General features: G+C 70.4%; 24 protein-coding genes and 1 riboswitch. Of the genes, 12 read left to right on the top strand and 12 right to left on the bottom strand.

Translation table 11 applies throughout. The annotated features are described in order from the left end of the window. The first annotated feature begins 44 nt into the window (after nucleotides 1–44). Together purD and greB are read left to right on the top strand one after the other, a co-directional pair. Nucleotides 45–1,304, top strand: a complete 1,260-nt coding sequence (gene purD / locus BWR60_RS10155) for a phosphoribosylamine--glycine ligase (RefSeq protein WP_088150895.1) — start codon at nucleotides 45–47, stop codon at nucleotides 1,302–1,304. Between the two features lie 43 nt (nucleotides 1,305–1,347). After that, nucleotides 1,348–1,899, top strand: a complete 552-nt coding sequence (gene greB, locus BWR60_RS10150) for a transcription elongation factor GreB (protein WP_088150894.1) — start codon at nucleotides 1,348–1,350, stop codon at nucleotides 1,897–1,899. 3 nt (nucleotides 1,900–1,902) lie between these two features. Here greB and BWR60_RS10145 read toward each other — a convergent pair whose 3' ends face one another. Then, on the bottom strand, nucleotides 1,903–2,397 hold the full coding sequence (locus BWR60_RS10145) for a GAF domain-containing protein (protein WP_088150893.1): 495 nt from the start codon (nucleotides 2,395–2,397) through the stop codon (nucleotides 1,903–1,905). Between the two features lie 61 nt (nucleotides 2,398–2,458). After that, nucleotides 2,459–2,758 (bottom strand): ArsR/SmtB family transcription factor, encoded by a 300-nt coding sequence (locus tag BWR60_RS10140; RefSeq protein WP_088150892.1) that lies wholly within the window; start codon nucleotides 2,756–2,758, stop codon nucleotides 2,459–2,461. Nucleotides 2,759–2,828: 70 nt separating this feature from the next. Between BWR60_RS10140 and BWR60_RS10135 the strand changes: the two genes are divergently transcribed. After that, a complete protein-coding gene (locus tag BWR60_RS10135; RefSeq protein WP_088150891.1) occupies nucleotides 2,829–3,746 on the top strand; it encodes a PhzF family phenazine biosynthesis protein in 918 nt (305 codons plus the stop codon). Here BWR60_RS10135 and BWR60_RS10130 read toward each other — a convergent pair. The 3 genes from BWR60_RS10130 to BWR60_RS10120 all read right to left on the bottom strand — a co-directional run bounded on the left by BWR60_RS10130 (nucleotide 3,743) and on the right by BWR60_RS10120 (nucleotide 6,549). Continuing rightward, nucleotides 3,743–4,816, bottom strand: a complete 1,074-nt coding sequence (locus tag BWR60_RS10130) for an ankyrin repeat domain-containing protein (protein ID WP_088150890.1) — start codon at nucleotides 4,814–4,816, stop codon at nucleotides 3,743–3,745. The genes BWR60_RS10135 and BWR60_RS10130 overlap by 4 nt on opposite strands. A 109-nt stretch (nucleotides 4,817–4,925) precedes the next feature. Continuing rightward, complete coding sequence (locus BWR60_RS10125) at nucleotides 4,926–5,972, bottom strand: DUF6438 domain-containing protein (protein WP_088150889.1); 1,047 nt, start codon at nucleotides 5,970–5,972, stop codon at nucleotides 4,926–4,928. A 100-nt stretch (nucleotides 5,973–6,072) separates the two neighbouring features. After that, a complete protein-coding gene (locus tag BWR60_RS10120; protein WP_429913021.1) occupies nucleotides 6,073–6,549 on the bottom strand; it encodes a nucleoside deaminase in 477 nt (158 codons plus the stop codon). 58 nt (nucleotides 6,550–6,607) lie between these two features. Between BWR60_RS10120 and BWR60_RS10115 the strand changes: the two genes are divergently transcribed. Genes BWR60_RS10115 through BWR60_RS10100 form a run of 4 tightly spaced genes read left to right on the top strand, consistent with a single transcriptional unit; the run spans nucleotide 6,608 to nucleotide 9,609 of the window. Beyond that, a complete protein-coding gene (locus tag BWR60_RS10115) occupies nucleotides 6,608–7,567 on the top strand; it encodes a pseudouridine synthase (RefSeq protein WP_088150888.1) in 960 nt (319 codons plus the stop codon). Beyond that, entirely contained in the window at nucleotides 7,536–8,102 is a 567-nt protein-coding gene (gene rsmD, locus BWR60_RS10110; protein WP_088150887.1) for a 16S rRNA (guanine(966)-N(2))-methyltransferase RsmD, read from the top strand. Before BWR60_RS10115 ends, rsmD begins: the two co-directional genes overlap by 32 nt. A gap of 3 nt (nucleotides 8,103–8,105) precedes the next feature. Then, complete coding sequence (locus BWR60_RS10105; RefSeq protein WP_088150886.1) at nucleotides 8,106–9,017, top strand: helix-turn-helix transcriptional regulator; 912 nt, start codon at nucleotides 8,106–8,108, stop codon at nucleotides 9,015–9,017. A gap of 31 nt (nucleotides 9,018–9,048) precedes the next feature. Next, entirely contained in the window at nucleotides 9,049–9,609 is a 561-nt protein-coding gene (locus BWR60_RS10100) for a YbhB/YbcL family Raf kinase inhibitor-like protein (RefSeq protein WP_088150885.1), read from the top strand. An 18-nt stretch (nucleotides 9,610–9,627) separates the two neighbouring features. Here BWR60_RS10100 and BWR60_RS10095 read toward each other — a convergent pair whose 3' ends face one another. Continuing rightward, nucleotides 9,628–10,128, bottom strand: coding sequence for a 6,7-dimethyl-8-ribityllumazine synthase (locus BWR60_RS10095; protein ID WP_088150884.1), 501 nt, complete (start codon nucleotides 10,126–10,128; stop codon nucleotides 9,628–9,630). A 73-nt stretch (nucleotides 10,129–10,201) separates the two neighbouring features. Further along, nucleotides 10,202–10,364, bottom strand: a riboswitch (FMN riboswitch). Nucleotides 10,365–10,536: 172 nt separating this feature from the next. Here BWR60_RS10095 and BWR60_RS10090 point away from each other — a divergent pair. The 3 genes from BWR60_RS10090 to BWR60_RS10080 all read left to right on the top strand — a co-directional run bounded on the left by BWR60_RS10090 (nucleotide 10,537) and on the right by BWR60_RS10080 (nucleotide 11,684). Further along, nucleotides 10,537–10,971, top strand: coding sequence for a GFA family protein (locus BWR60_RS10090; protein WP_088150883.1), 435 nt, complete (start codon nucleotides 10,537–10,539; stop codon nucleotides 10,969–10,971). 69 nt (nucleotides 10,972–11,040) lie between these two features. Next, a complete protein-coding gene (locus BWR60_RS10085; RefSeq protein WP_088150882.1) occupies nucleotides 11,041–11,295 on the top strand; it encodes a type II toxin-antitoxin system VapB family antitoxin in 255 nt (84 codons plus the stop codon). Beyond that, a complete protein-coding gene (locus tag BWR60_RS10080) occupies nucleotides 11,295–11,684 on the top strand; it encodes a type II toxin-antitoxin system VapC family toxin (RefSeq protein ID WP_088150881.1) in 390 nt (129 codons plus the stop codon). The genes BWR60_RS10085 and BWR60_RS10080 overlap by 1 nt, the downstream gene beginning before the upstream one ends. Here the strand turns inward: BWR60_RS10080 and BWR60_RS10075 are convergent. From BWR60_RS10075 to tldD, 6 genes are all read right to left on the bottom strand, one after another. Next, nucleotides 11,681–12,019: an antibiotic biosynthesis monooxygenase family protein gene (locus BWR60_RS10075; protein WP_088150880.1), complete on the bottom strand. Its 339-nt coding sequence runs from the start codon at nucleotides 12,017–12,019 to the stop codon at nucleotides 11,681–11,683. The genes BWR60_RS10080 and BWR60_RS10075 overlap by 4 nt on opposite strands. Before the next feature lie 46 nt (nucleotides 12,020–12,065). Beyond that, on the bottom strand, nucleotides 12,066–12,575 hold the full coding sequence (locus BWR60_RS10070; RefSeq protein WP_088150879.1) for a Csu type fimbrial protein: 510 nt from the start codon (nucleotides 12,573–12,575) through the stop codon (nucleotides 12,066–12,068). Then, a complete protein-coding gene (locus BWR60_RS10065) occupies nucleotides 12,572–14,893 on the bottom strand; it encodes a fimbria/pilus outer membrane usher protein (RefSeq protein WP_179221708.1) in 2,322 nt (773 codons plus the stop codon). Before BWR60_RS10065 ends, BWR60_RS10070 begins: the two co-directional genes overlap by 4 nt. Further along, on the bottom strand, nucleotides 14,862–15,575 hold the full coding sequence (locus BWR60_RS10060) for a fimbrial biogenesis chaperone (RefSeq protein WP_179221707.1): 714 nt from the start codon (nucleotides 15,573–15,575) through the stop codon (nucleotides 14,862–14,864). Before BWR60_RS10060 ends, BWR60_RS10065 begins: the two co-directional genes overlap by 32 nt. Nucleotides 15,576–15,597: 22 nt before the next feature. Beyond that, nucleotides 15,598–16,032, bottom strand: coding sequence for a Csu type fimbrial protein (locus tag BWR60_RS10055; protein WP_230983009.1), 435 nt, complete (start codon nucleotides 16,030–16,032; stop codon nucleotides 15,598–15,600). 351 nt (nucleotides 16,033–16,383) lie between these two features. Then, on the bottom strand, nucleotides 16,384–17,817 hold the full coding sequence (gene tldD, locus BWR60_RS10050) for a metalloprotease TldD (protein WP_088150875.1): 1,434 nt from the start codon (nucleotides 17,815–17,817) through the stop codon (nucleotides 16,384–16,386). 364 nt (nucleotides 17,818–18,181) lie between these two features. Here tldD and coxB point away from each other — a divergent pair, with 364 nt between their 5' ends. After that, nucleotides 18,182–19,015 (top strand): cytochrome c oxidase subunit II, encoded by an 834-nt coding sequence (gene coxB / locus BWR60_RS10045; RefSeq protein WP_230983008.1) that lies wholly within the window; start codon nucleotides 18,182–18,184, stop codon nucleotides 19,013–19,015. 76 nt (nucleotides 19,016–19,091) lie between these two features. Continuing rightward, a complete protein-coding gene (ctaD, locus tag BWR60_RS10040) occupies nucleotides 19,092–20,687 on the top strand; it encodes a cytochrome c oxidase subunit I (RefSeq protein WP_088150873.1) in 1,596 nt (531 codons plus the stop codon). Nucleotides 20,688–20,704 lie beyond the last annotated feature (17 nt).

Here is a 20,704-nt window from a genome sequence, read left to right as displayed (position 1 = left end):
ATGCTAAACCCCTGCCGTTCGAGCAAGTGAGACTGGGTCCTGCGATGCGCATCCTTCTGGTCGGCGGCGGCGGCCGCGAACATGCCCTGGCCTGGGCGATCGCCGCCTCCCCCCTCTGCACCACCCTCTATTGCGCGCCCGGCAATGCCGGCATCGCCAAGGAGGCGACCTGCGTGCCGATCGTGGCCGAGGATGTCGACGGGCTGGTGACATTCGCGCAGGAGAACGCGATCGACTTCGTCGTGGTCGGGCCCGAGGCGCCGCTGGTGGCGGGGCTGGTGGACCGGCTGACCGCGGCCGGGATCAAAGCCTTCGGCCCGACTGCCGCGGCCGCGGCGCTGGAGGGGTCGAAGGGCTTCACCAAGGACCTCTGCGCCAAATACGACATCCCGACCGCGCGCTATCGCCGCTTCACCGACGCGACCGAGGCCAAGGCCTATGTCGCCATCGAGGGCGCGCCGATCGTGGTCAAGGCCGACGGCTTGGCCGCCGGCAAGGGCGTGGTGGTGGCGCAGACGGTCGAGGAGGCGCAGGACGCCGTCGACGCCATGCTGACCGAGGGCGGCTTCGGCGCCGCCGGGGCCTCGATCGTGGTCGAGGAGTGCCTGGTCGGGCCGGAGCTGAGCTTCTTCGCCTTGTGCGACGGCGAGACCGCGCTGCCGCTGGCCACCGCCCGCGACCACAAGCGGGCCTTCGACAATGACGAAGGCCCGAACACTGGCGGCATGGGCGCGGTGTCTCCGCACCCGCTGGCGACGCCGGAGCTCGAGGCCCGGATCATGGCCGAGGTCGTGCAGCCGACGCTGAAGGCCATGGAGGCCGAGGGCACGCCGTTCCGCGGCATCCTGTTCGCCGGGCTGATGCTGACCGAGCGCGGGCCGCAGCTGATCGAGCACAATGTCCGCTTCGGCGACCCGGAATGCGAGACGCTGCTGCCGCGGCTGAACTCCGACCTGCTCACCGCCCTGATCGCGGCGGCCGACGGCACGCTGCGCCACCTGACCCTGCGCTGGCGGCCGGAGGCGGCGGTGACGGTGGTGATGGCGGCGAACGGCTATCCCGGCAGCTACCGGAAGGGCAGCCCGATCCGGGCGCTCGAAGCGGCCGGTCAGGTGCCGGGCACCATCGTCTTCCATGCCGGCACCAGGGCCGAGGCCGACGGCACGGTCACGGCCCATGGCGGCCGGGTGCTGGCGGTGACCGCCCTGGGCGCCGACATCGCCGAGGCCCGGTCCCGTGCTTACCAAGCGGTCGACCGCATCGACTGGCCCGAGGGGTTCTGCCGCAGGGACATCGCGGTGTGACCTAATTTTGAAACCTACGGCCCGATCGGCGTAGACTGCCCGGATGAGCAAAGCCTTCACCAAAGAGACCGACACCGAGGAGGAGCTGGACGATGCGCCGGCGCCCTTGCCCGCGGGGTCGAAGAACTACATCACGCCCGAGGGTTTCCAGCGGCTGCAGGACGAGCTGAAGCAGCTGTGGCGGGTCGAGCGGCCGAAGGTGGTCGAGGTGGTGTCCTGGGCCGCCGGCAACGGCGACCGGTCGGAGAATGGCGACTACATCTACGGCAAGAAGCGGCTGCGCGAGATCGACCGCCGGGTGCGGTTCCTGACCAAGCGGCTGGAGATCGCCGAGGTGGTCGACCCGGCGCGCCAGACCAGCCGCGACCGGGTGTATTTCGGCGCCACCGTCACCTATGTCGACGGCCAGGACCGCGAGCGCACCGTGCGCATCGTCGGCATCGACGAGACCCGGCCGGAGGAGGGCGAGATCAGCTGGATCTCCCCCCTCGCCCGCGCCCTGATGCGGGCGCAGGAGGGCGACGTGGTCGAGGTCCGCGCCCCGGGCGGGGTCGAGACCGCCGAGGTGGTCGAGATCCGCTACGACAAGGGCTGAGCGTCAGGCGGCGCTCGCCGTCACCCACAGCGCCGCCAGCGCCTCGATCCCGGCCTGGTCCTCGGCGTCGAAGCGGTTGGGCAGCGGGCTGTCGAGGTCGATCACCCCCAGCACCCGGCCATCGCACACCAGTGGCACCACCAGCTCCGACCGCGAGGCGGCGTCGCAGGCGATATGGTCGGGGAAGGCGTGCACATCCGGCACCAGCACCGCTTCGCGCCGCACCGCCGCCGTGCCGCAGACGCCGCGGCCGAGCGGGATGCGGATGCAGGCCGGCTTGCCCTGGAACGGCCCGAGCACCAGCTCGTCCTCGCCGCGCAGCAGATAGAAGCCGGCCCAGTTCAGGTCGGGCAGGCCGTGATAGATCAGCGCCGAGAGGTTGGCGGCGTTGGCGATGGCGTCGGTCTCGCCGTGGAACAGCCCCTCCGCCTGGGACAGCAGGTCGTGATAGGCCTCGGCCTTCGGCAAAGCGGGGTCGGGGCGTGCGGTCTGGAACATCGGTCGGGCCTTGGTGTCGGGTTGCCTGGAAGATAGGCACGGGAACGCCCGGCGGAAAGCCTCAGAGAGTTTCGACCATCGCCCGGGCGGCGCGGATCTGGTCCTCGTCGCGCCTGTAGAAGGTCCATTGCCTGATCCGCTTCGGCACCACCAGGCCGGACTGGACCAGCACGCGCATATGCTCGCTCAGCGTCGGCTGGCTGATGCCGAGCTTGTCGGCGATGAACACGCCGCAGACCCCGTCCTCGACCAGGTCGCCATCGGCCTGGGGCGGAAAATGCGCCCGCGGATCCTTCAGCCAGTCCAGGATCTGCAGGCGGCGCTCATTGGCCAAAGCGCGGAAGAGATTGGCTGGGTACATTTCGGCACTTTGCCAAAGGGCAAACTCCTGTCAAGACTCGGGGCCTCTCAACCCCGCCCGGGAGGCCGTGATGCGCCGCTTCGCCTTCGAGACCGTGGACGTGTTCACCGACCGCCGCTTCGGCGGCAACCAGCTGGCGGTGTTCCCGGATGCGCGCGGCCTGTCGGACGGCGAGATGCAGTCGCTGGCGGCAGAGTTCAACCTGAGCGAGACGACCTTCGTGCTGCCGCCGGAGGACCCGGCGCACACGGCGCGGGTGCGGATCTTCAACCGAAGCTACGAGATGCCCTTCGCCGGCCACCCCAATGTCGGCACCGGCTGCGTCCTGGCCCGGCATGGGCTGGACCGCGACGGCGTGCTGCTGTTCGAGGAGCTGTCGGGCCTAGTCGAGGTGCGGGTCGAGCGCGACGCGGCCGGGGCCGTGACCGGCGCCGTGATCGCGGCGCCGCAGCCGCTGTCGACCCTGATGGAGCTGCCGGCCGAGGCGATCGCCGCCTGCGCCGGCCTGGCCCCGTCCGACATCGTCACCACGGCGCACCTACCGGTGCTGGCCTCGGTCGGCATCCCCTTCGTGCTGGTGGAGGTGACGGGCGAGGCGCTGACCCGCGCCACCCCGGACATCGCCGCCTTCCGCCGCACCCAGGAGCAGTTCCCGAAGGTGGAGCGCCGCCTGTCGCTGCATCTCTACGCCCGCGACCCGGCCGCGCCCGATGTTTCCGCGCCGGGCGGCGCCCGCATCCGCGCCCGGATGTTCGCGCCGCTGTCCGGCACCTATGAGGACCCGGCGACCGGCAGCGCCAACGCCACGCTGGGCGCCCTGCTGCTGTCGCTGTCCGGCGCCGAGGCCGGGCAGGCCGAGATCGTCCAGGGCGTGGAGATGGGCCGCCCGAGCCTGCTGCGCGTCGCCGCCCGCCGCGCCGCGGATGGCATCCGCTCCACCGTCGGCGGCGGCTGCATCCCGGTGCTGAAGGGCGAGGCGGAAGTCTAGGACTTCCCCAGCTTCGCCAGCACCCGGGTCCAGCCGGCGTCGCGGGCCTGGTCGTGGAACGGGGTCTTGCCGCCGAAGGGATCGGTGCCGATGGCGGGATCGGCCTTCGCGTCCAGCAGCGCCAGGGCGACATCCTCGGTGGAGGCCATGCGCAGGGCGGTGGCGCCGTTCTCGGCCCGGGCGTTCACATCCGCGCCGGATGCGGCCAGCAGGCGGACGGTCTCGGCGGTCGAAGCCACCATGATCGGGGTCAGGCCGGCGACGAGCCGGCCGTCGACCGCGCCGCCATGGGCCAGAAGCTCGCGGACATGCGGCGCGTCGCCGGCCTGCGCGGCGATGCCGAGCGCCTGGGTCAGGTCCACTTTGGTGCCGCGCCTGAGCCCCGCCTCGATCAACGCGGCTTCGATCGCGGCCTTGCCCCGGGCGGCATGCAAGAGCGCCGATGACCCGCGACCGCCGCCCCGGCCGTCCAGCGGCGCGCCTTCGGCCAGCAGCCCCTGCAGGAACGCCATGCGCTCGCCACGGGCCGCGTCGGCCAGCAGGTCGGCCGCGGCCTCCGACCGGAAGTCGAAGCCGGCGGTCTTGAGGAGCGGAATCGTCTCCTCGGTCCCCGCCACCCAGCGCCCGGTGCCGGCGACACGGTCGATCTCGTCCTCCAGCGCCGTGACCGCGGCCGGCATCCCGACCTCGCGGCCGAGATAGTCCAGCACCATGTGCTGTCGCCCGTCGATCGACACGGTGATGGTATAGGCGGGCATGTCGGTGACGCCGGCCTGATAGGCCGGCTGCAGCGCGAAGAAATCCGCCGCCTCGATCTGCGCGACCAGCCGCTCCAGCGCCGCGCGCGGCACCGTCGCCTGATGCCGGCCCTGGATCACCGTGAACGGTCCGCCCTCATAGGTCACCGTCCCGTCGCCGGCGATCTCGACCGTGTAGACCGGGCAGCTGCCGTAGCAGGCGTCGCGGCTGAGGCCGATGCGGACGCCGGACCAGTCCTTCGGCGCGGCCATGGCCGCAGCGCCCGGCAGCAGCAGGGCAGCGGCGAGGAGCGGCAGGAGAGATCGGCGCATCGGGTCTTCCATCATCGGTACAAGCTGAACCTGCCGCCATTCCGCCCGCCCTCTGTGGCCGTCCGGTGGCGGACTGCCGGGCTTTGCAGCAATCCTGTGGCCGGAGCGGCTAGGCCCGCAGTTTGGCGAGGATACGGCTCCAACCCTTCTCGCGGGCGCGGGCGATCAGCGCGGTCCTGGTCTCGTCGCTCAAGCCCCTGCCGGCCAGCAGCAGCGCCACGTCCTCGGATTCGGTCACCAAGAGAGGCGAAGGCCTCATCTGCCTCGGATCGAGACCCGCAGCGAGCAGGACGCGAGCCACCGAAGCCGACCGGGCATTGCTCAGAAGCGTGATCCAGGGAATGTCCCCAAAAGTAATCCTGAGGTCGGCGCCCTTGGCAATGAGCCGGCGCAGCAGATCAGCATCGTCGAGATCCACCGCCAGCCAAAGCGCATTGGTTCTGTCCTGATAGGAGCCCCGCGCGATGGCCGTTTCGACGAGCAGCCTTGCAGTCGCGTCCGTTTCTGGCAAGCCCGTGCCGATCAGTTGCGGGAATGGCAGTTGTTGCCGCGTCGTCCGGCCGTCGAGAGGGGCGCCCGCTTCGATAAGCTCGCGCGCGTAGCCGTAGCTGCCGATCTCCAGCGCGTCGGCCAGATACACCCCGGCCTGTGGAGAGGAGAAGTTAAAGCCTGCCTTCCGGAGCACCTCAATGGTCTCGGGCGTGCCTTTGACGAACTTTGCTGTTCCCGCAGTCCGGTCGATCGCGTCTTCGAGTTCCGTGACGATTACGGGCATGCCAACCGTCTGTCCTTCATAGTCTCTGACGGTCTTCGTTCGTCCGTCGACGGTCAGTGATATCGTGTAGGCCACGCCATCAGGGAATGACGCTGAGTATTCATCCCGGAGCGAGAAGAAATCTGCACGATCGAACAGGCCGACTAGCGCAGCCACCGCTGTCGGCGCGATCCGGTCCTGGAACCGGCCGCTGACGGCCACCAAACTGGTCCCCTCGTAGGTCACCGATCCGTCCTCGGTGACATCGACGACATAGGCCGGGCACCCGCCGTAGCACCAGCTGCGCTCCAGCTGGATACGGACCTTGCTCGCCTCCGACACCTTGGGAAACGGCGCCTGGCATCCCGGGAGGACACCGAAAGCCAGGATGGCTGCGGCCATCCGTCCCGCAATCCGAGCATGATATGGCATCTCTGAAACCGCCCCTCCCCAGGGCCGTTCGATCTTGTCAGATCGCCGGATCCGCGGCCAGCCCGGCGCCCTACCGCCGCGCCCGGAAGAAGGCGCGCAGCAGCTCGCCGGCCTCCTCCGCGCCCGGGGCCTGCGCCACCTCGGGGCGGTGGTGGCAGGTCTTCTGCTCGAAGAAGCGCGGGCCATGCAGCACGGCGCCGCCCTTCGGGTCGGTCGCGGCGAAGACCAGCCGGCGGATGCGGGCGAAGGAGATGGCGCCGGCGCACAGCGCGCAGGGCTCGAGCGTGACGTAGAGGTCGCAATCCGGCAGCCGCGGCCGGCCGCGCAGCCGCCCGGCCTCGCGGATCGCCAGCACCTCGGCATGGGCGGTCGGATCCGCCAGCTCCTCCACCCGGTTGCCGGCCTTCGCCAGCACCTGGCCGGTCGCGGCCTCGACCAGCACCGCCCCGACCGGCACCTCGCCGCGCGCGGCGGCGGCGGCGGCCTCGTCGAGGGCCAGGCGGATATAGGGGTCGGCCGGATCGGCAGCGGGCAGGTCGGCGGGCAAGTCAGATCCTCACGTTTCGCGCTAACCCTGGCCGGGCGCTTCGCGGTAGACAAGGGTGATGAGCAAGAGTGACCCCAAGACCACCGTCGGGAAGACGGCGGGCGACCCGGCCGCGACAGGCGCCGCGATGCCCGCCGGGAAACCGAAAGCCACCTTCAAGGATGGCGGCGAGAAGGACGGCGAGCGCGTCGCCAAGGTGCTGGCCCGGGCCGGGATGTGCTCGCGCCGCGAGGCCGAGCGCTGGATCGCCGAGGGCCGCGTGGCGCTGGACGGCAAGGTGCTGGACACCCCGGCCGTGGTGGTGCCGCCCGGCGCCGTCCTCAGCGTCGACGGCGTGCCGGTGCCGGAGGCCGAGCGCACCCGGCTGTGGCGCTATCACAAGCCGGCCGGGCTGGTCACCACCCGGTCCGACCCGCAGGGCCGCCAGACCGTGTTCGACAACCTGCCGGCAGAGCTGCCGCGCGTGGTCTCGATCGGCCGGCTGGACCTGAACAGCGAGGGCCTGCTGCTGCTGACCAATGACGGCGAGCTGTCGCGCCGGCTGGAGCTGCCGTCGACCGGCTGGCCGCGGCGCTATCGCGTGCGGGTGCACGGCGCGCCGGACCCGGCGAAGCTGGCCGGGCTGGCCAAGGGCATCACCGTCTCCGGCGTCCATTACGGCCCGATCGAGGCGGCGCTGGACAAGGTGCAGGGCGCCAATGCCTGGCTGACCGTCACCCTGCGCGAAGGCAAGAACCGCGAGGTGCGCAAGGTGATGGAGGCGATCGGCCTGAACGTGAACCGGCTGATCCGCGTCTCCTACGGCCCGTTCCAGCTGGGCATCCTGGAGAAGGGCGAGGCCGAGGAGATCAAGGCCTCGGTGCTGCGCGACCAGCTGGGCCGCTGGCTGCAGGCCCATGAGGAGGAGCGGCCGACGCGCAAGCCGGCGGCCAAGCCCGCAGGCGGAAAGCCCGCCGCCGCAAAGTCTTCCGGCCCGAAGCCCGGCCATGCCCCTGCACCTCGTCGCCGGCCGGCATAGGGGCCGGGCGCTCGCCGCCCCGCCGGATCGCGCCACCCGGCCGACCGGCGAGCGGGTGCGTGAGGCCGTGTTCAACATCCTGGCCCATGCCGGCTACGGCCCCGACGAGGGCGACGCCGTCACCGGCGCCGTGGTGCTGGACGCCTTCGCCGGCACCGGGGCCTTGGCCTTCGAGGCGCTGTCGCGCGGCGCCGCCGAGGCCTGGCTGTTCGACAGCTCCGCGGTAGCGCTGGGCTTCGCCCGGAAGAATGCCGAGACGCTGGGCGAGACGGGCCGCGCCCATCTGCTGCGCGCCGACGCGCTGAAGCCGCCGCCGGCCCGGGCGCAGGCGACGCTGCTGTTCCTGGACCCGCCTTACCGCCAGGGGCTGATCGGTCCGGCGATCGCGGCGCTGGCGGCCGCCGGCTGGCTGGCGCCCGGCTGCCTGGTGGTGGCCGAGACCGCGGCGGACGAGCCGGCGGTGCCCGGCCTGGCCCTGCTGGACGAGCGCCGCTACGGCATCGCCCGCATCGGCTTCGGCCGGGTGGCGGAGTAGGCCATGGGGCACAAGGCCGCCACCGCGCTGATCCGCCATTTCGGGGAAGAGGGCGGCACCCTGCGCGACGAGGCCGTGGGCACCGCCTGCGTCTTCGGCTGCCACGCCCGCGACCATATCCGCAACGTCCGCTTCCCCGAGCCCGGGCTGATCCTGGTCGCCAGCGGCGGCAAGGAGTTCCATCTCGACGGCCGCTTGATCGCCGCCCGCGCCGGGGACGCCATCGCCCTGTCGCCGGTCGAGGCGGTGGACGTGGTCAACATCCCGCCGGAGGGCGGGCTGTACCGGTCGGTGCTGATCAGCTTCGCGCCGTCGCTGCTGCGCGCCTTCCGCCTGTCCTTCCCCCATCTCGCCGAAAGCGGCCGGCCGCCGCGGCCCTTCGCCCTGCTGCGCTCCGACCGTCTCGCCGAGGCAGCCGACCATGCGCTGTCGGCCTTCGCCGCCGGGCCGAAGCTGTCGGTCGAGGCCACCCGGCACCGGATGACCGAGCTCCTGATCCTGCTGGCCGAGCATGGCATCGCCTGGCGGCCGGAGGCGGAGGAGCGCGTGGCCGAACGGCTGCGGCTGCTGATCGCGGCCCAGCCGGCCGCGCCCTGGTCCGCCGCCGATGCCGCCCGCCGCCTGGGGCTGAGCGAGCCGACGCTGCGCCGCCGCCTGCGGGCCGAGGGCACCGGCTTCACCCGGGTGCTGAGCGACACCCGGCTGGACCATGCGCTGACGCTGCTCTATGGCGGCGCCGGCCCGATCGCCCAGGTGGCGCAGGCCTGCGGCTACCGCTCGCCCTCCCGCTTCGCCGGGCTGTTCCGGGCGCGGTTCGGGCTGATCCCCTCCGCCACCCGCCCGGCGGCCGCGATTGATCGGATCGGGACCGTCTCCGATCGGAACGGGACGATGCCGGGGGCGTCGTCGCCCTAGCCTCTCCTCACCCGATCCCGAGGAGAGTTCCATGCGTCTGTTTTCCGTCGCTGCCGGCCTGGCGCTGGCCGCCCTGCTGTCCAGCAGTCCCGGCCATGCCGCCCAGTTCCGCCTGACCAGCCCCGACCTCACGCCCGGCGGCACGATCGCCGACCGCTTCGTCTTCAACGGCTTCGGCTGCACCGGCGGCAACGTGTCCCCGGCCCTGGCCTGGTCCGGCGCGCCGGCCGGGACCAAGAGCTTCGTCGTCACCGCCTATGACCCGGACGCGCCGTCCGGCAGCGGCTGGTGGCATTGGGTGGTGGCCGACATCCCGGCCGGGGTCACGGCGCTGCCGCAGGGCGCGGGCGCAGTGTCGGGACAGGGGCTGCCCGCCGGAGCGGTGCAGGGCCGCACCGATTACGGCAGCTCGGCCTATGGCGGCCCGTGCCCGCCGCAGGGCGACAAGCCGCACCGCTACATCTTCACGGTGCATGCGCTGTCGGTCGACCGGCTGCCGGCCGACCCGCAGGCCTCCGCCGCCATGGTCGGCTTCGCCCTGCACGGCAGCGAGATCGGCCGCGCGAGCCTCACCACCCGCTACGGGAGGTAAGACCCGCGCGGATCCGGATCAGGCGGCGGCGCGCAGGCCCTGGCCGCGCAGCTTGGCCACCGCGGCGATGGTCTTCAGCGCGGCCTCCGCCGCCTCCTTGCCCTTGACCAGGAAATGGTCGCGGAAGAAGGCGGTGTGGGCCTCGTGCTCGTGGAAGCGCTGCGGCGTCAGCACGGCGGACAGCACCGGCACTTCGGTGTCGAGCTGCACCCGCATCAGCGCGTCGATCACCGCGGTCGACACGAATTCATGCCGGTAGATGCCGCCATCGACGATGAAGCCGGTGGCGACGATGGCATCGTAGCGGCCGGACTTGGCGAGAAGCTGGGCGTGCAGCGGGATCTCGAACACGCCCGGCACCTCGAACAGGTCGACCTCAGGAGCCGCACTGCCGGCCTGGGCGATCTCAGCCAGGAAAGCGGTCTTGCACTGGTCGACGATGTCGCGGTGCCAGCAGGCCTGGATGAAGGCGATGCGGGGCGTATCGGTACGGGAGGAAGAAGACAGGGGCTGATTCATGGTCATCCTCATGCAACGGACCAGAATCAGGGCATACGGGACCGACCACCGGGACTCGTGCCCGGCCTGCCGTCCCCGTTCTCTTTCATCCGGACTGTGACCGTCGGCTTCGGGATCGCACCGAATCTGCTGACCCTGCAGGTTGACCCGGCAGGCGCTCGCGGGCTCATGCGCCTCCCCGAGAGGAATGCGCCATCACCGCCGGTGGGGACTTCCACCCCGCCCTGAGAACGTCCGCCGCCCGGGGGATCCGGACGGCTTCGTCGAATATCGGGAGGCCGCAGGGGCTTGGCAAGGCCAGACGCGACATGGCGGTGGCGCGGCTGCGACATCCTTGGACGGCTTCGGCACAATGACGCAGGCCCGGGGGCAGCACCCTGGCGGCTGGACCATCGAGGGAGGCGAGCGATGACGGACCGGACCGGCGGCTGCCTGTGCGGCGGGGTGCGCTATCGTGTGACGGGACCGCTGCGGCAAGTGGTGGCCTGCCATTGCGGCCAGTGCCGCCGCACCTCCGGCCATTTCGCCGCCTTCACCGCCTGCGCCGCCGGCGACCTGGCACTGGAGAGCGACCGCACGCTGCGCTGGTACCGGTCGTCACCCGAGGCCCAGCGCGGCTTCTGCGGCGACTGCGGTTCGAGCCTGTTCTGGAAGCTGGCGGAGTGCCGCGCCATCAGCATCGCCGCCGGCACGCTGGACGGCGCCACCGGGCTCGAAATGAGCGGCCATCTCTACACCGTCGGCAAGGGCGACTACTACGCCATCGCCGATGGCGCGCCGCAGTGGGAGGAGCATCCGGACTGGGACGACCCCGCCTATCCGCAGGTGCCGGGACTGGGGTGAGAGCTGTCTGCAGTGGTATTGCTGATGCTGCAGGTATAATCTACCTAGGAAGATACCTAGGAACCAACCATGGCACTCAGCATCAAGGATCCCGAGACCGAGACGCTGGCGCGCGAGCTGGCCCGACGAACCGGTGAGTCGATCACCGAAGCCACCCGCCGCGCCCTGGAGGACCGGCTGCGCCGAGTGGCTGGCGCCCGGAAGGCGCCGATATTGCTCGAGGATCTGGCCGCCATCCGCAAGCGGGTCGCCGCCCTGCCCGTTCTGGACCGCCGGAGTCCGGACGAGATCATGGGCTATGACGAAGACGGGCTGCCGCGCTGATGGTGATCGACACATCAGCGATCCTCGCGATCTTCCTCGACGAGCCGGAGGCGGCTGATCTTGAACGGCGGATCGCGGCGGATCCGGTCCGGCTGATCTCGGCCGCGATCGTGCTGGAGGCCGGGATCGTGATCGAAGCACGGCTGGGCGACACAGGCGGCCGGGAACTCGACCTGTGGCTCCATCGGCTCGATGCCGAGACCGTGCCGGTCGACGCGGAGCAGGCCGCCATGGCGCGGCGGGCGTGGCGTCGCTTCGGCAAGGGCCGGCATCCCGCCGGGCTGAACTATGGCGACTGCTTTTCCTATGCCCTCGCCGCGACGAGGGGAGAGCCACTCCTGTTCAAGGGGAACGACTTCAGCCAGACGGATCTGACGACCGCTCCCTAGAACGGCGAATCGGCCGGCGCCTGCTCGCGATGCTCAGCCATGTCGTAGTCGCGGATCACTCCAGCGATGCGCAGCCGGTAGCCGGCGAAGATCCCGGTGCGGCCGGCGGCCTGGGCAGTGCGGTGCTCGGCCCGGTTGCGCCAGGCGGCGACGGCCTGCTCATCCTCCCAGAACGACAGCGACAGCAGCTTGTCCGGATTGGTCAGGCTGCGGAAGCGCTCCACCGAGATGAAGCCGGGCATCTGCTCCAGCACCGGGCGCAGCCGCGCGGCGTGGTCGAGGTAGTCGTCGAACCGGCCCTCCGCCGGCTCGACCTCGAAGATAACAGCGATCATGCGTCTCTCCCTGGCTGCGTTGCCTCCAGCTTAGCCGGCCCGGCGGCTAAAGGCAGAGGGAGATGCCCGTATAGGTGACGGTCACGTTGAGCGTGTCCGAATAGCTGCCGGGGGCCGCTGCCGTGTTGACCGGGATCCGCCCATAGAAGGTGATCGGCTCGACCCAGCTGCTGCCGATGGCGCCGACCAGTCGGCAGCGCGTCTGCACCGCGGTGCTCCCCGTGCCGTCGCCCCAGATCGTGGTCCGCCCGGACGTGGTGTAGCCGTTATAGGCCAGGGTCGGCATCCCGGCACTCATCCGCCGCGGCGAGAAGGTGCCCGACCCGCCGGTGCTGACCGCGACGGTGTAGTTGATGCCGAGGCACAGCACAGGACAGACGCAGGTCACCGTGATCGTCGATGTCACGTCCAGCACCGTGCCCGACAGCGGCGCGAAATTGCCGAAGGCCAGCGGGGTGGCGGTGACCGTGCAGCTTTCCCCGGCAGCCAAGGCCGGGCGGCCGGCCAGGATGAAGGCCAGCGTCACGAGCAGGCCGCACAGCAGGGATCGTCTCATGGCGGTCCTCCGCAGGTGACGGGACCGATCCGGGGAATATCGCCCGGCGTCGGGGCGAAGGCGAAGGCGATGCGGCAGCGGCTGCCGTCCGGCAGGGTGACCGTCCCGGCATTCTCCGGCTGCAGCCCGGTGGCATAGGCCAGCCCGTCATAGCCGACCGGCAGCGGCTCCGGCCCGGCGGTGTCGAGCACCAGGGTGGAGCCGGGCGGCACGGCGCTGCCGTCGGGCCGATGGATGACGACGGTCGCGGCATCGCCGACATGGACCGGGAACCGCACGACGATGCCGCTACGGTCGGCCGGCACCACCGACCGGCGGGTGTCGTCGAAGGCGGCGTCGCCCGGCAGGTCGGCCACGTCGATCGCCATCTGGTTGGCCTCATAGGCCCGAAGCCCGTGCACCAGCAGCTGGCCGGCGCCGTCGGTGCGGCCGACCGGTCGGTTCTCCAGCGTCACGCCGACATCCGGCACGCCGGTGTCGACCACGGCGAAGCTGTCGTCGATGCGCTGGCCGACGAAGACCCCGCCCCCGGCATAGGCGAGCGAGCCGCGGACCTCGCCGCGGAAACTCGCACGGTCGTCGATCTGGTCGGCCGACACGGTGAAGTCGGCCAGCGCCGTGCGGTAGTCGACCTGGCCGTAGTAACGGCGCAGGTCGCCCTCGCTGACCTGGGCGTTGACCACCAGGCCGCGATCGGTGACGCCGGTGTCCTGCACATAGCTGGCGCGCTGGGTCAGCCAGCGCCGGCCGTTCTGCGCATTGGCGTCGAGGCCGACGCTGGTCTCGCGGCCGAGGGGCACGGTCAGCGACAGCAGCACCCCGGCATTCGAGGTGTCGTCGAGGTCGAGGAAGCTGCTGGCCACCAGCTGGATGTCGTCGAACAGCGTCACGGTGTAGTTGCCCGAGGCGATCTGCGTCCGCCCGAATCGGGTCCGGTCGAGGTCGACATAGGCCAGGCCGATCGACCCCCAGCGGTCGAGGTTCAGGCTGGCGCTGACCCGGGTGCTGCCGCGCAGCCGGCTGCGATCCTCCACCGCCGCCAGGTCCTTGTAGACCCCGATCGTGCCGGTGCGCTGCAGGCTGGCGCTCCAGCGCGGATCGAGATGCTCGAACCCCACCGCGTATTGCAGCCCGGACTCGCCGCCGCCGCGGCTGGCGGCCACCGCGGCGTTGACGGTGCCGAGCGTGCCGACGCCATAGACGGCGCCGGCGCCGCCCAGGACCAGGTCGCGGCTGCCCTCGACATGGCCTTCCAGCGTCAGCGTGTCGTCGAGGCCGTAGCGCAGCGAGCCGATGCCGGCGAAGCCGGAATAGTCGTTGCTGGCCTCGCCATAGCGCCGGCGGATCGAGCCGGCCTCGAGGGAATAGTCGACGAAGCCTTCGCGCAGCAGGCTGCGGCTGGCGTAGAAGGGCAGGGTCTGCACCGTCTCGCGGCCCAGCGCGTCGCGCACCACCACCCGGGCGTCGCCGGCCCCGGTCAGCACCGGCAGGCTGGTGATCTCGAACGGGCCCGGCTTCACCTCGGTCGAGAACTGCTTCACGTTGTTGACATAGACGTCGACGGTGGACGGCACCGCCGCATCGCCGCCGAAGGCCGGCACCGGAAAGGTCACCAGGTCCGGCCGCATGGTGAAGTCGCGGTCGACCTGGCCGCCGATCATCCGCACCGGCCGGGTCCAGGCCAGGCCGCCGCTGATGAAGTCGCCCAGCCGGACCCGGCGCAGCGCGTCGGGGTCGGACCAGGTCCAGGTCGTGTCCAGCCGGACCAGCCGCTCATCCTGGCCGGCCGCGGCGCCGATATTGCCGAGGAAGCTGGTGTCGAGCACGCCGAGCGGCCCGAACACGCGCCCCTCCACCACGCCGGAGCCGGAGGTCTCGCCCGCGCTGCGGGTGCCGATCAAATCGTAGTTCAGCAGCAGGCCGTAGTCGCTGTCGGCCTGGACGACCCGGGGGGTGCGCGCCCCGATCGCCACCGGCCGGCGCGCCTCCTCCGGCAGGTCGAGGCGCAGCGCCTGGCCCGGTTCGTCGTAGTCGTAGCGCAGGCCGGGGACATCGGTCAGGCGCAGCAGCCCATCGGCGGTCGGCGCGGCGCCCTCCGGCCGCCGCACGCCCACCGCCTCCAGCTCCTCCGGCGTCGCGTAGAGGGTGCCGTCCCGCTCGACGAAGCTGCCGATCAGCTCCTGCCTCTGCCCGTTGACGGTGACGTCGAGATAGAGGCTGCGGTCCTCCGCCGCCGCGGGCAGCGCCGCCAGCCAGCCGATGGCCGCCAGCACCGCCGCGCCGGCCTTAAGGGCGGCCGTCCAGGGCGATCGTGACATCCACCCCGCCCTGGCTGCCGTTGCCGCGGAGCGTGACCTGCCCGGCCCGGTCCAGCCCGCGCAGCGGGATCCGCCACCGCTTTTCCTGGCCGGGCAGGACATAGCCGCCGAAGGCCGCACTGGCCGCCCCGCTGCGGGTGGCGACGGTCAGGCTGTCGAACTTGGCATGCCGGGTGCCGCCATTGCGGGCCGCCAGCTCGACCGCCCCGCCCCCCGCCGGCCGGGCCGACCAGGCGACGCTGGCCTGGCCGGGCGCGGCCGGCAGGACGAAGATCGGCAGCGACAGGTGCAACGCCAGGTTGATCTGGCCCGGCACGGGCACCGGAATCTCGTCGACCATCAGCCGGTAGCTCTTTTCCGCCGCCCCGGCGGACGGCCGGCGCAGCAGCACGCGGATCACCTGCTCCCGCCCCGGCGGGATGGTGACGATCGGCGGGCTGGCCACCACCGCGTCGGTCGGGACCAGCCGGTCGACCCCGCCGGGCTGCGACCATTCGAAGGTCCGCACCTGCACCGTCGCCGGGGCGGTGGCCCGGTTGGCGACGGTGATGGTCTGGGCCATCTGGCCCGCCGGGAAGTCGACCCCGAGGGGGGCGACCTCGAGCCCCCCGGCCCGGGCGCCCCCGGCGCCGAGGCACAAGGCAGCCAGGGCCGCCGCGATCAGGACGAGGCGTCCGCGCATCACCGTCATCGGCCGCCCCGGGTCAGTAGGTGACCGTGACGTTGATCGTGTCCAGATACGCGTCGGGGGAGACGAACTGGCCGGAGGGGACCCGCCCGTAGACGGTCGAGACGATGGGGGCGACGCCGGCGGTGAGGTGGACCGTGTCGGTGCCCACGGTGTTGCCCCAATTCACGGTGCGGCTGCTGTCGCTGTACAGGAAGTAGTTCAGCCGGGCGGCGGTCACCGTCGTGCCCGACATCTGGCGCGTGGTCACCGTGGCGCCGGCCGCCCCGCCCGCATCGAGGCCGATGTCATAGCCGGTGCCGTTGGTGCAGGTGACGGTGATCGTGGAGGTGCTGATCGCGTCCGTCGAGCTGGTGTAGTTGCCGAATGCCATCGGCGTCGCCACCACGGTACAGAACTTCAACACGGTCGCCGTGACCAGGAAGCTGGTGGTCGCGGTCGCCGCCTGCACAATATTGGCCGGCGCCTGAAAAGCGATGGCCGCGCCGATCAAAAGACCAAAGGAGATTCGCACGTTCGCCTCTCCAAACATCAATTATAAAATATGCGCCCCCGCAGAAGCGTCTTTTCATAACGCCATATATCCCGAGAACGATCAAGAAAAAGAGGATACTCAAATGAGGCGGCGGCGAAGCAATTTGTCTGATTTAAAGGAGAGTCAGGTGATTCCAGGCGGCAATTCTGGAAGGAATACATAAAATACTATTCAGTCTCGCCACCTTCCGGGCGAAGAGGCACCGTCGGCGGACAGCCGTTCTTGAATGAGACCGGAAGTCTTGACGGGACCGAAGGCCCGGGCCGGTCAGGCCCGGGTGCCGCCGACCGTGAGCCCGTCGATCCGCAGCGTCGGCTGGCCGACACCGACCGGCACGCCCTGGCCTTCCTTGCCGCAGGTGCCGATGCCGGGGTCGAGCGCCATGTCGTCGCCGACCATCGACACCTTGGTCAGCGCGTCGGGCCCGTTGCCGATCAGGGTCGCGCCCTTCACCGCCGGGCCGATCCTGCCGTCCTCGATCAGATAGGCCTCGGAGGCGGAGAACACGAACTTGCCGTTGGTGATGTCGACCTGGCCGCCGGCGAAGTTGACGGCGTAGAGGCCGGTCTTCACCGAGGCCAGGATCTCCGCCGGCGAGGTGTTGCCGCCGAGCATGATGGTGTTGGTCATCCGCGGCATCGGGTGGTGGGCGTAGCTCTGCCGCCGGCCGTTGCCGGTCGGCGCCATGCCCATCAGCCGGGCGTTCATCCGGTCCTGCATGTAGCCGACCAGGATGCCGTCCTCGATCAGCGTGGTGCTGCCGGTCGGCGTGCCCTCATCGTCCACGGTCAGGCTGCCGCGCCGATCCGGCAGGGTGCCGTCATCGATCACGGTGACGCCCGGCGCCGCGACGCGCTGGCCCATCAGGCCGGAGAAGGCGGAGGTCTTCTTGCGATTGAAATCGCCCTCGAGGCCGTGGCCGATCGCCTCGTGCAGCAGGATGCCGGGCCAGCCGGCGCCGAGCACCACGGTCATCTCGCCGGCCGGCGCCTCGACCGCGTCCAGCCGCACCAGGGCCTGGCGCAGCGCCTCGTCCACCGCCCCCTGCCATTGCGCCGGCTCGAGGTAGAGATCGTAGCCGGTGCGGCCGCCGGCGCCGTGGCTGCCGCTCTCCATCCGGTCGCCGTCGCCGACCACGACCGAGACGTTGACCCGCACCAGCGGCCGGATGTCGGCGGCGTCGCGGCCATCGGCGCGAAGGATCCGCACCGCCTGCCAGTTGCCGCTGATCGAGGCGCTGACCTGGCGCACCCGCGGATCCTTCGCCCGGGCATAGGCATCGATCTCGGCCAGGACCCTGACCTTGGCCTCGAACGGCACCGCCGAAAGCGGGTTGGCGTCGGTGTAGAGCTGCCGGTTGGTGCCCTGCGGCGGCTCGGCCAGGCTGCCGCCATGGCCGGCGCGGACCGCGCGCACCGTGTCCGCCGCCCGCTTCACCGCGTCCTCGCTGAGGGTCGAGGCATGGCTGTAGCCGGTGGTCTCGCCCGCCACCGCGCGCAGCCCGAATCCCTGGCTGGTGTCGAAGCTGGCGCTCTTCAGCTTGCCATCGTCCCAGCTCAGCCCCTCGGACTGGACGTATTCCAGGAACAGCTCGCCGTCATCGGCGCCCTGCAGCGCGTCGCCGACCAGCCGCTCGAGCCGGGCCCGGTCGAGCCCGGCCTGGGTGAAGAACAGGTCGTCGGTCTGGTCGATGGCGCTCATGGCTGGGGTCCGATCAGCGGGTCTGGACTCCAGAGATAGTGCCGTCCGCCGGCCGGGGCCAGCCCCCGCTCGAGCGTGCGACCGAATCGGCTTGCCAAGGGGATGCGACCATTTGCGTGACAGCCATGGCGCACGGCCTGTTGTTGCCCCGCGGAACGCCCTGTATTTTCGCCCTGGCCAGGATTGGCCCGGCTTCGTGCGCCGTGCGATGTCGTGGGGGCTTCAACCCTCGCGTTTCCATCGCTATAAGGCCGGACGGAGTCCATTGGCGGCGGCAGCCGGCATGGGCCAGGGTGGGAACGACAACGATAACGAAAGAGCGCACGGCATGCGATCGGGCAGACTGCGTGAATTGGCGGCAGGCGTGTCGGTCCTGCTTCTCCTCGGCACAGGCGCGGCCTTCGCCGACGGACCGCCGCACAACTGGCAGCTCGGCTTCCAGGACTCAGCGTCCCCGGTCAAGGAGCAGATGCAGAGCTTCCACAATCTGCTCCTGGTCATCATCGTGGCGCTCACGGTGTTCGTGCTCGGCCTGCTGGTCTATGTGATGTGGCGCTTCAGCGCCCAGCGCAACCCGGTGCCGTCCAAGACCGCGCACAACACCCTGATCGAGGTGATCTGGACGGTCGCGCCGGTCCTGATCCTGCTGGTCATCGTGGTGCCGTCCTTCCGGCTGCTCTACGCCGGCGACCGCACGCCGAACCCGGAGATGACCCTGATCGCCCATGGCTACCAGTGGTACTGGGGCTATGAGTATCCGGACCAGAAGGTCGCCGAGTTCACCAGCTATATCGTCAAGGACGAGGACCTGAAGCCGGACCAGGTGCGGATGCTGTCGGTCGACAACCCGGTGGTGCTGCCGGTCGACACCGACATCCAGATCCTGACCACCGCCGGCGACGTCATCCACTCCTGGGCGGTGCCCGCCTTCGGCCTGAAGAAGGACGCGATCCCGGGCCGGACCAACGAGACCTGGGTCCGCATCGACAAGCCGGGCATCTATTACGGCCAGTGCTCGCAGCTCTGCGGCACCGACCACGCCTACATGCCGATCGAGGTGCACGCGGTCAGCCGCGCGGATTTCGACAAGTGGGTCATCGAGAAGGTCGGGCCGAACCCGGCCGAGAAGCCGAAGCTTCTGACCATGACCTGGGACGAGGCGCAGGCGCGCACCAAGCTGGCCCAGGCCGGCCAGTGATCCCCACCGGGAGTTGATCCCACTCGGGGCCCGCGGTCCCGACAGGCAAGCCCCGGACGGGCAAGAGGTTGACACGATGGCTCACGCCGACGCACACGGTCACGACGACCACCACCACGACCACAAGCCGGGCTTCTTCAAGCGCTGGCTGTTCTCGACCAACCACAAAGACATCGGCACGCTGTACCTGGTCTTCGCGATCTGCGCCGGCCTGATCGGCGGCGTGTTCTCGCTGATCATGCGGCTCGAGCTGCAGAATCCGGGGTTGCAGTTCCTGTCCGGCGGGCAGGAATGGAACGTGGTCGTCACCGCCCACGGCCTGATCATGATCTTCTTCACGGTCATGCCCGCGATGATCGGCGGCTTCGGCAACTGGTTCGTGCCGATCATGATCGGCGCGCCGGACATGGCCTTCCCGCGGCTGAACAACATCTCGTTCTGGCTGCTGGTCCCGGCCTTCTGCCTGCTGATCGGCTCGGCCTTCGTCGGCCAGGGCGCCGGCACCGGCTGGACCATCTACCCGCCGCTGTCCGAGGCCGGGCAGCCCGGGCCGTCGGTCGACATGGCGATCTTCGCCCTGCACCTGGCCGGCGCGTCCTCGATCCTCGGCGCGGTGAACTTCATCACCACGATCTTCAACATGCGCGCGCCGGGCATGACGCTGCACAAGATGCCGCTGTTCGTCTGGTCGATGCTGGTCACCGCCTTCCTGCTGCTGCTGGCTGTGCCGGTGCTGGGCGGCGCCATCACCATGCTGATCACCGACCGCAACTTCGGCACCAGCTTCTTCAAGCCCGAGGGCGGCGGCGACCCGCTGCTGTTCCAGCACCTGTTCTGGTTCTTCGGGCACCCCGAGGTGTACATCATGATCCTGCCGGGCTTCGGCATGATCAGCCACATCGTGTCGACCTTCTCGAAGAAGCCGGTGTTCGGCTATCTCGGCATGGCCTACGCCATGGTCGCGATCGGCGTCGTCGGCTTCGTCGTGTGGGCGCACCACATGTTCACCACCGGCATCGATGTCGACACCCGCGCCTACTTCACCGCCGCCACCCTGATCATCGCGGTGCCGACCGGCATCAAGATCTTCTCCTGGATCGCGACGATGTGGGGCGGGTCGATCGAGTTCAAGACGCCGATGCTGTGGGCCGTCGGCTTCATCTTCCTGTTCACCATCGGCGGCGTCACCGGCGTCGTGCTGGCCAATGCCGGCATCGACACCGCCCTGCACGACACCTACTACGTCATCGCGCACTTCCACTACGTGCTGTCGCTGGGCGCGGTGTTCTCGATCTTCGGCGGCTTCTACTACTGGATCGGCAAGATGTCCGGCCGGCAGTACCCGGAGACCTGGGGCAAGATCCACTTCTGGATGACGTTCGTCGGCGTCAACCTGACCTTCTTCCCGCAGCACTTCCTGGGCCTGGCCGGCATGCCGCGGCGCCAGCCGGACTATCCGGACGCGTTCCACGGCTGGAACATGGTGTCGTCCTTCGGCGCCTATATCTCGGTCGCGGCAGCCTTCCTGTTCGTCGGCATCGCCTTCTACACGATCCGCTACGGCCGCCGGGTGGAGAGCAACTACTGGGGCGAGGGCGCCACCACGCTGGAGTGGACGCTGCCGTCGCCGCCGCCCTTCCACCAGTTCGAGCAGCTGCCCCGGGTCAAGTGATCCGAGGCCAGAATTGA

The organism is Inquilinus limosus, from assembly GCF_002195995.1.
GTDB lineage: Bacteria > Pseudomonadota > Alphaproteobacteria > DSM-16000 > Inquilinaceae > Inquilinus > Inquilinus limosus_C.
The sequence above is the reverse complement of the archived record's forward strand: the minus strand, read 5'-3'. Positions and strand labels throughout refer to the sequence as shown.

Excerpts from the sequence above, each read along its gene's own strand:
- purD (WP_088150895.1), top strand. The coding sequence starts at position 45 with ATGCGCATCCTTCTGGTCGGCGGCGGCGGCCGCGAACATGCCCTGGCC.
- greB (WP_088150894.1), top strand. The coding sequence starts at position 1,348 with ATGAGCAAAGCCTTCACCAAAGAGACCGACACCGAGGAGGAGCTGGAC.
- BWR60_RS10145 (WP_088150893.1), bottom strand. The coding sequence starts at position 2,397 with ATGTTCCAGACCGCACGCCCCGACCCCGCTTTGCCGAAGGCCGAGGCC.
- BWR60_RS10140 (WP_088150892.1), bottom strand. The coding sequence starts at position 2,758 with ATGTACCCAGCCAATCTCTTCCGCGCTTTGGCCAATGAGCGCCGCCTG.
- BWR60_RS10135 (WP_088150891.1), top strand. The coding sequence starts at position 2,829 with ATGCGCCGCTTCGCCTTCGAGACCGTGGACGTGTTCACCGACCGCCGC.
- BWR60_RS10130 (WP_088150890.1), bottom strand. The coding sequence starts at position 4,816 with ATGCGCCGATCTCTCCTGCCGCTCCTCGCCGCTGCCCTGCTGCTGCCG.
- BWR60_RS10125 (WP_088150889.1), bottom strand. The coding sequence starts at position 5,972 with ATGGCCGCAGCCATCCTGGCTTTCGGTGTCCTCCCGGGATGCCAGGCG.
- BWR60_RS10115 (WP_088150888.1), top strand. The coding sequence starts at position 6,608 with ATGAGCAAGAGTGACCCCAAGACCACCGTCGGGAAGACGGCGGGCGAC.
- rsmD (WP_088150887.1), top strand. The coding sequence starts at position 7,536 with ATGCCCCTGCACCTCGTCGCCGGCCGGCATAGGGGCCGGGCGCTCGCC.
- BWR60_RS10105 (WP_088150886.1), top strand. The coding sequence starts at position 8,106 with ATGGGGCACAAGGCCGCCACCGCGCTGATCCGCCATTTCGGGGAAGAG.
- BWR60_RS10100 (WP_088150885.1), top strand. The coding sequence starts at position 9,049 with ATGCGTCTGTTTTCCGTCGCTGCCGGCCTGGCGCTGGCCGCCCTGCTG.
- BWR60_RS10095 (WP_088150884.1), bottom strand. The coding sequence starts at position 10,128 with ATGAATCAGCCCCTGTCTTCTTCCTCCCGTACCGATACGCCCCGCATC.
- BWR60_RS10090 (WP_088150883.1), top strand. The coding sequence starts at position 10,537 with ATGACGGACCGGACCGGCGGCTGCCTGTGCGGCGGGGTGCGCTATCGT.
- BWR60_RS10085 (WP_088150882.1), top strand. The coding sequence starts at position 11,041 with ATGGCACTCAGCATCAAGGATCCCGAGACCGAGACGCTGGCGCGCGAG.
- BWR60_RS10080 (WP_088150881.1), top strand. The coding sequence starts at position 11,295 with ATGGTGATCGACACATCAGCGATCCTCGCGATCTTCCTCGACGAGCCG.
- BWR60_RS10075 (WP_088150880.1), bottom strand. The coding sequence starts at position 12,019 with ATGATCGCTGTTATCTTCGAGGTCGAGCCGGCGGAGGGCCGGTTCGAC.
- BWR60_RS10070 (WP_088150879.1), bottom strand. The coding sequence starts at position 12,575 with ATGAGACGATCCCTGCTGTGCGGCCTGCTCGTGACGCTGGCCTTCATC.
- BWR60_RS10065 (WP_179221708.1), bottom strand. The coding sequence starts at position 14,893 with ATGTCACGATCGCCCTGGACGGCCGCCCTTAAGGCCGGCGCGGCGGTG.
- BWR60_RS10060 (WP_179221707.1), bottom strand. The coding sequence starts at position 15,575 with ATGCGCGGACGCCTCGTCCTGATCGCGGCGGCCCTGGCTGCCTTGTGC.
- tldD (WP_088150875.1), bottom strand. The coding sequence starts at position 17,817 with ATGAGCGCCATCGACCAGACCGACGACCTGTTCTTCACCCAGGCCGGG.
- ctaD (WP_088150873.1), top strand. The coding sequence starts at position 19,092 with ATGGCTCACGCCGACGCACACGGTCACGACGACCACCACCACGACCAC.